The 5298-nt window shown below is 73.2% G+C and carries 5 protein-coding genes; 2 read left to right on the top strand and 3 right to left on the bottom strand.

The window, feature by feature from the left end:
• Nucleotides 1-9: 9 nt before the first annotated feature.
• The 3 genes from AOK16_RS23970 to AOK16_RS23960 all read right to left on the bottom strand — a co-directional run bounded on the left by AOK16_RS23970 (nucleotide 10) and on the right by AOK16_RS23960 (nucleotide 3272).
• Complete coding sequence (locus tag AOK16_RS23970; protein ID WP_079101718.1) at nucleotides 10-1449, bottom strand: DUF58 domain-containing protein; 1440 nt, start codon at nucleotides 1447-1449, stop codon at nucleotides 10-12.
• Nucleotides 1449-2471, bottom strand: a complete 1023-nt coding sequence (locus AOK16_RS23965) for an AAA family ATPase (protein WP_055474204.1) — start codon at nucleotides 2469-2471, stop codon at nucleotides 1449-1451. Before AOK16_RS23965 ends, AOK16_RS23970 begins: the two co-directional genes overlap by 1 nt.
• Nucleotides 2472-2726: 255 nt before the next feature.
• Entirely contained in the window at nucleotides 2727-3272 is a 546-nt protein-coding gene (locus AOK16_RS23960) for a beta-class carbonic anhydrase (protein WP_055474203.1), read from the bottom strand.
• A gap of 377 nt (nucleotides 3273-3649) precedes the next feature.
• Here AOK16_RS23960 and rsmH point away from each other — a divergent pair, with 377 nt between their 5' ends.
• Together rsmH and ftsL are read left to right on the top strand one after the other, a co-directional pair.
• Entirely contained in the window at nucleotides 3650-4606 is a 957-nt protein-coding gene (gene rsmH, locus AOK16_RS23955; RefSeq protein ID WP_055474202.1) for a 16S rRNA (cytosine(1402)-N(4))-methyltransferase RsmH, read from the top strand.
• Entirely contained in the window at nucleotides 4603-5208 is a 606-nt protein-coding gene (gene ftsL / locus AOK16_RS26165; RefSeq protein ID WP_079101717.1) for a cell division protein FtsL, read from the top strand. The genes rsmH and ftsL overlap by 4 nt, the downstream gene beginning before the upstream one ends.
• Nucleotides 5209-5298: the final 90 nt, after the last annotated feature.

Here is a 5298-nt window from a genome sequence, read left to right as displayed (position 1 = left end):
TCCCCGCGGTCATGCCGCGCCCCCTCGCCACGCCCCGCCGCCCGGTATCCATGGGGCGGCCTTCGGCTGAGCCCCGTTCCCGTCGGCCCCGCGCCACAGCTCCGGCAGGGTGTCGCCGGGGGCGACCGGCAGGGCCGTCCAGCCCGCCTCGCGCAGCATCCGCAGCCGCTCCCCGTAAGCGTCGGAATCGGGGTCGCGGGGCTCGCGGGACCAGGCCGCGCCGTCCAGGACGAAGGCCACCGCGGTCCCGCTGCGCCGCCGCATACCCGTGACGACCGCCGTCTGCTCCTCGTCCAGGCCGCCGAGGAAGGCCACCAGCAGGCCCTCCTTGCCGCCGCGCAGCATGTCGTAGGCCCGGGACAGGCTCGGGTCGGCCGAGTCCGAGTGGTCCACGATCGCGAGCGTGTCCAGCAGCAGGCCCGCCACGTCCGAGCTGTCCCCGCCGAAGCCGCCGTCGGGGCCCGGCACCGACATGCCGGTGTCGGTCAGCAGCCGGACCGAGAAACCTCGCTCCAGCAGGTGCACCGCCACCGAGGCCGCGCCCGAGACCGCCCACTCGAAGGCCGAGTCGGGGCCCGAGCCCTGGTACGCGGTCCGCCGGGTGTCCAGCAGGACCGTGCAGCCGGCCCGCTGCGGCTGCTCCTCGCGGCGCACCATCAGCTCGCCGTACCGCGCCGTGGACCGCCAGTGGACGCGGCGCAGGTCGTCGCCGTGCCGGTAGCCGCGCGGGAGCACGTCGTCCTCGCCCGCCAGGGCCAGCGAGCGCTGCCGCCCGTCGCCGTACCCGGAGGCCTCGCCCGAGAGCCGGACCGGGGGCAGCGGCTCGACGCGCGGGACCACGGTCAGGGTGTCCTGAGAGCTGAACCCGCGGGTCAGTTCGCACATCCCGAAGGGGTCGGCCAGCCGCAGTTGGAGGGGCCCGAGCGGATAGCGGCCGCGCAGGTCGGAGCGCACCCGGTAGGACACCTCGCGCCTGCCGCCGGGCTCCACGCGGTCCAGGACGAACCGTGGCCGGGGCCCCAGCACGTACGGCACCCGGTCCTGGAGCATCAGCAGGCCCGTGGGCAGCCGCGAGACGTTGTCGATCCGCAGGTGTACGCGCGACTCCGCGGCCGCCGGCACGCGCGCGGGGGAGAGGCGGCGGCCGCTGGAGACGCGGTAGCGGGTGCGCAGCAGGGCGGCCACGCACACCATCGGCAGCGCCGCCAGCAGCAGCCCGACCCGCAGCAGATCGGCCTGCCCGAGCACGTAGGCGCAGGCCCCGGCGGCGAAGCCCGCCGCCAGGAAGGAGCGGCCGCGGGTGGTCAGCCCACCGAGGGCGTCCCGCAGCGCGCTCTTGGGCCGCGCCGCACCCGAAGCCGGGCCCGTGGACTCGCCCGCCGCCGCGCCTGGTCGAGTGCCCTGGTCCGGCCCCGGTCCGGACTGCGGGCCGGTCCCCGCCGCGGACATCACAGCCCCCGCGCGCCGGGCGGCTGGTGGCGCTGCGGCTGGCGCCAGGGCTCGGCGGACGGGTCGGGCACCGGGGTGCTCTGCAGGATCTCGGTCACCACTTGCTCAGCCGTCCGCCGGTTCAACTGGGCCTGCGCGGTGGGCAGAAGGCGGTGCGCCAGCACCGCCTTGGCCAGGGTCTGCACATCGTCCGGCAGCGCGTAGTCCCGCCCCGCCAGCGCCGCCGCGGCCTTGGTCGCCCGCACCAGGTGGAGCGTCGCGCGCGGCGAGGCGCCGAGCCGCAGCTCGGGATGGTTGCGGGTGGCCGCCACCAGATCCACCGCGTAGCGCCGCACCGCCTCGGCCACGTGGACGGTGCGCACCGCCTCGACCAGCTTCACGATCTCGTGTGCGTGCGCCACCGGCTGGAGGTCGTCCAGCGGGGACGCCCCGCCGTGCACGTCCAGCATCTCCAACTCGGCCTCGGGGCTCGGGTAGCCGATCGAGACCCGGGCCATGAAGCGGTCCCGCTGGGCCTCGGGCAGGGGATAGGTGCCCTCCATCTCCACCGGGTTCTGGGTGGCCACCACCAGGAACGGGCTGGGCAGGGCGTAGGTCTGCCCGTCCACCGTGACCTGTCGTTCCTCCATCGACTCCAGGAGTGCCGACTGGGTCTTGGGCGAGGCGCGGTTGATCTCGTCGCCTATGACGATCTGCGCGAAGATCGCCCCGGGTTTGAACTCGAAGTCCCGCTGCTGCTGGTCGAAGACGCTCACCCCGGTGATGTCCGAGGGCAGCAGGTCGGGAGTGAACTGGATGCGCCGCACCGAGCAGTCGATGGACCGCGCCAGCGCCTTGGCCAGCATGGTCTTGCCGACGCCCGGCACGTCCTCGATGAGCAGGTGCCCCTCGGCGAGCAGCACGGTCAGCGAGAGCCGTACGACCTCGGGCTTGCCCTCGATCACGCCTTCCACGGACTTGCGGACGCGGTCCACTGCGGTCGTCAGATCCGTGAGGCTCGCTCGATCGTCATAGGTCGTCACCCGGCCCTCCTCGGCCCGTTCTCCGAGCCGGCGCCCACGTGACGGACCCGGCCCACCCCGATGCGTGCGCACCGCACCCGGACGGTTCCGGGGCGTTGCCACACCACGCATTCTTGCCGCCGACGGGGCATCGCGTCACTCGCCTGTGGATAACCGGGGCCGATACGGCCGTCTCGCCGACCTTTGACCCTTTCGTCCTGCCGGAATTTCCGGCCCGGACTCACTCGCCTCGGATCATTGGGCAGCGCCGGGCGCTCACCCCGCCGGGTCGATCTCCCGCAGCAGCCCCGTGTGCACATCGAAGACGAAGCCGCGCACGTCGTCGGTGTGCGGCAGGAACGGCGAGGTGCGCACCCGCTGCATCGACTGCCGGACGTCCTGCTCGACGTCGCGGAAGGCCTCGACCGCCCACGCGGGCCGCTGCCCGACCTCCATCTCCAGCTCGTGCCGGAAGTCCTCGGTCAGTGCCTCCAGGCCGCAGCCGGTGTGGTGGATCAGTATCACGCTCCGGGTCCCCAGAGCGCGCTGGCTGATCGTGAGGGAGCGGATGGTGTCGTCGGTGACCACGCCGCCCGCGTTGCGGATCGTGTGGCAGTCGCCCAGCTCCAGGCCGAGCGCGGCGTGCAGGTCGAGCCGGGCGTCCATACAGGCCACCACGGCGACCTGGAGGACCGGGTGGGCGTCCATGCCCGGGTCGGTGAAGGCTTCGGCGTACTTCTGGTTGGCCTCGACGAGGCGGTCGATGACCGTGTCGCCGGTGGGGGCGGTGCGGTCGTCAGTGCGGTGCGCGGAGGTCGACATGACTGAAACGGTACGTGCTCACCCCGGAGTCCGGCTTCTGGCGGAGGCTGGGCAAGGTGGTCAACATGCGGTTTGTGAGCCAACCCACAGGAGTGATCATGGTGGGCCGTGCGGGTGAAGAACCGGTTCCGCGGCGCGCAGGGCGGTTGGTTGACCGAAGGGACGAGTGGACTAAAGTGACGCGAAGTGGGAGGCGTGATGCTCCCCTCGGAACCGACTTCCCCCGCGTGCGCGACGCGTACGTACGGCTCGGCCTCCTCCCGCTCCCCGGTCGGCTGACGCCCCTTCCCCGGCGCCAGCAGGCCACTTCCCCTTCAGAGCGGGCGGGGACCCGGCGGTATGTGCGCTGGTGCGCACGCCGGACCTGAGAGGGGCGCATGAGCGAGACCCGGCATGTCCCGGTGATGCTCCAGCGGTGCCTGGACCTGTTGGCCCCAGCTCTCGCCCAGCCCGGCGCGATCGTCGTGGACTGCACCCTCGGCCTCGGCGGGCACAGCGAAGCCCTGCTGTCGACCTTTCCCACCGCCCGGCTCGTCGCCCTCGACCGCGACCCCGTCGCGCTGAAGCTGTCCGGCGAGCGACTGGCCCCCTTCGGGGACCGCGCCACCCTCGTCCACGCCGTCTACGACGAACTGCCCGAGGTGCTCCACCGGCTCGGCATCGCGCGCGTGCAGGGCGTCCTGTTCGACCTCGGCGTCTCCTCGATGCAGCTGGACGAGGCCGAGCGCGGCTTTGCGTATGCCCAGGACGCTCCGCTGGACATGCGCATGGACCAGACGACCGGCGTCAGCGCCGCCGAGGTCCTCAACACCTACCCGCCGGGCGAACTCGTCCGGATCCTGCGGACCTACGGCGAGGAGAAGTTCGCCAAGAAGATCGTGGAGGCGGTCGTACGCGAGCGGGCCAAGGAGCCGTTCACCAACAGCGCCCGGCTGGTGGAACTGATCCGCGAGGCGCTGCCGCAGGCGGCCAAGCGCACCGGCGGCAACCCGGCCAAGCGCACCTTCCAGGCGCTGCGCATCGAGGTCAACGGCGAGCTTTCCGTCCTGGAGCGGGCCATTCCGGCCGCGGTCGGAACACTCGCGGTCGGCGGCAGGATCGCCGTCCTCTCGTACCACTCGCTGGAGGACCGGCTCGTCAAGCAGGTGTTCGCGGAGGGCGCTACCAGTACGGCGCCGCCCGGACTGCCTGTGGTGCCCGAGCAGTACCAGCCCCGGTTGAAGCTGCTCACCCGCGGCGCCGAGCTGCCGACGGAGGAGGAGGTGGCCGAGAACCGGCGCGCCGCCCCGGCCCGGCTCCGCGGCGCGCAGCGCATCCGGGAGGACTCGGCGTGAAGGGTGCCGTCCGTGGCAGGGCCGCGCGGCTCGCGCGGCTGGTGCCGACCCGGTCCGCCCCGGCGGCCCGGATGCCGTTCGTCCTGCTGGTCGTCCTGCTCCTGGGGACCGGGCTCATCACGCTGCTGCTGCTCAACTCCTCGCTCAACCAGGGCTCGTTCCGGCTGAGCAAGCTCAAGAAGCAGACCACCGAGCTGACGGACCAGCAGCAGGCCCTCCAGGAGGAGGTCGACGGGTACTCCGCGCCGGACGCGCTGGAGAAACGCGCGCGTGGACTGGGCATGGTCCCGGGCGGCACCCCGGTCTTCCTGTACAAGGACGGCACGGTCCGTGGCGTGCCGTCCGCCGCGGCGGAGGCCCCCAGCTCGCCGAAGCCGTCCGCCACGGCCTCTTCCGACGCCTCTCCCGAGGCGGGCCCGTCGGAGGCCGGCTCCTCCCCTTCGGGGAGTGAGTCGGACGCCAAGCCGGCTGACGACCAGGCCGACGGCAACCCGGCCGGTGACGACAAGCCGGGCTCCACCGACCCGAGTTCCACCGCGACCGGCTCCCCGGAGCCCGGCTCCGCCGAGCCCACCTCCTCCGCGCCGGAGCCAGTACTGTGACGCCGCCGCACCGTTCCCCGGAGGCCAGCGCATGACCCCGCCCAAGGAGCCCCCGCGCCGCCGCGTGCCCGGCCCGGCCAAGCCACGCGG

It is taken from the genome of Streptomyces pathocidini (assembly GCF_001418495.1).
In the GTDB taxonomy this organism is placed as follows: domain Bacteria; phylum Actinomycetota; class Actinomycetes; order Streptomycetales; family Streptomycetaceae; genus Streptomyces; species Streptomyces pathocidini.
The sequence above is the reverse complement of the archived record's forward strand: the minus strand, read 5'-3'. Positions and strand labels throughout refer to the sequence as shown.

Bases quoted from the DNA above. Each gene is read 5' to 3' on its own strand.
- AOK16_RS23960 (WP_055474203.1), bottom strand. From the start codon at position 3,272: ATGTCGACCTCCGCGCACCGCACTGACGACCGCACCGCCCCCACCGGC.
- rsmH (WP_055474202.1), top strand. From the start codon at position 3,650: ATGAGCGAGACCCGGCATGTCCCGGTGATGCTCCAGCGGTGCCTGGAC.
- AOK16_RS23970 (WP_079101718.1), bottom strand. From the start codon at position 1,449: ATGTCCGCGGCGGGGACCGGCCCGCAGTCCGGACCGGGGCCGGACCAG.